The organism is Bradyrhizobium sp. SZCCHNR1017 (assembly GCF_032381375.1).
Taxonomy (GTDB): Bacteria; Pseudomonadota; Alphaproteobacteria; order Rhizobiales; family Xanthobacteraceae; genus Bradyrhizobium.
On sequence record NZ_JAUHIR010000041.1, the window covers coordinates 1 to 1215 of the forward strand.

A 1215-nucleotide genomic window follows, 5' to 3' on the forward strand; every position below is an offset into this window, starting at 1 on the left:
CGCCGAGTGGCGCGGGTGGAGCAACGGGCGATTGGCGGAGCTGGTCGGGGTTGCGCAGCCGATCGCCCGTTGCGGTGAGGTTGGCGGCAAAGGCCGCAGGGGTCTGGTATCTCAGCGAGGAATGCGGCCGCGCGTTGTTGTAGTCGGCAACCCAGGCGGCGAGCCTGCGCCTGGTATCATCGAGACCGAAGAACAGCGTTTCATTCAAGAACTCGTCGCGCATCCGGCCGTTGAAGCTCTCGACGAAGGCGTTCTGGATCGGCTTGCCCGGTGCGATGAAGTGCCAGTCGATCGCGTTGTCCCTGCACCAGGCCAGCATCGCGTTGCTGGTAAACTCGGTGCCGTTGTCCGAGACGATCGAGCCCGGCTTGCCGCGCCGGGCGATGATCGAGGTCAGCTCCCGCGCCACCCGCCGCCCCGAGAGCGAAGTGTCGGCAATCGCGCCCAGGCACTCCTTGGTGACGTCGTCGACGATGTTGAGGATGCGGAAGCGCCGCCCGCCTGCGAACTGATCGGACACGAAGTCCAGCGACCAGCGCGCATTCGGCCTCGCATCGACCAGGATTGGCACGCGGACGCCGCAGGCCTTGCGGCGGCTGCGGCGCTTGCGCACCGTGAGCCCTTCCTCCCGGTAAAGTCGATGGACGCGGTTGATCCCGGACGGCTCGCCCTCCCGCCGCAACAGAATGAACAGCCGTCGATAGCCGAAGCGCCGCCGCTCGCTGGCGAGCTCGCGCAAGCGGCCCCGAAGCGCGGTGTCGGGGGGCCGGCGGGACCGGTAGCGGACCATCGTCCGGTCCGCTCCGACGATCGAACAGGCCCGCCGTTCCGACAGGCCCAGCTTGGCCTGCAGGTGCGCCGCCGCGGCGCGCTTGGCGGCAGGCCTTACCATTTTTTTGAGAGCAGCTCCCGCAGCGCGGCCGCATCGAGCATCTGCTCGGCCAGCAGCTTCTTCAGCTTGGCATTCTCGTCCTCGAGCGCCTTCAGCCGCTTGGCTTCGGAGACGTCCATGCCGCCGAATTTAGCCTTCCAATTGTAGAACGTCGCTTCCGAAATCCCGTGCTTCCGAGCCAGATCGGCCGTCTTCGCACCGGCCTCGTGCTCCTTCAGAACCGCGATGATCTGCTCTTCCGTGAACCGCTTTCGCTTCATCTGTCCGTCCTTCGTCAGGCCGGACTCTAAATCGTTCTGGAGGAAATTCTTAGGGGCAGGTCA

1 protein-coding gene is annotated in these 1215 nt (G+C 65.8%); it reads right to left on the reverse strand.

Annotated features, from left to right (window positions below; all coding sequences use genetic code 11):
• A protein-coding gene (locus QW863_RS35955; protein WP_315770106.1) for an IS3 family transposase occupies nucleotides 1–1152 on the reverse strand; the annotation gives its coding sequence in 2 pieces (ribosomal slippage) (nucleotides 1–891 and nucleotides 891–1152; 1153 coding nt annotated over the 2 pieces). This gene is flagged as partial in the annotation.
• Nucleotides 1153–1215: the final 63 nt, after the last annotated feature.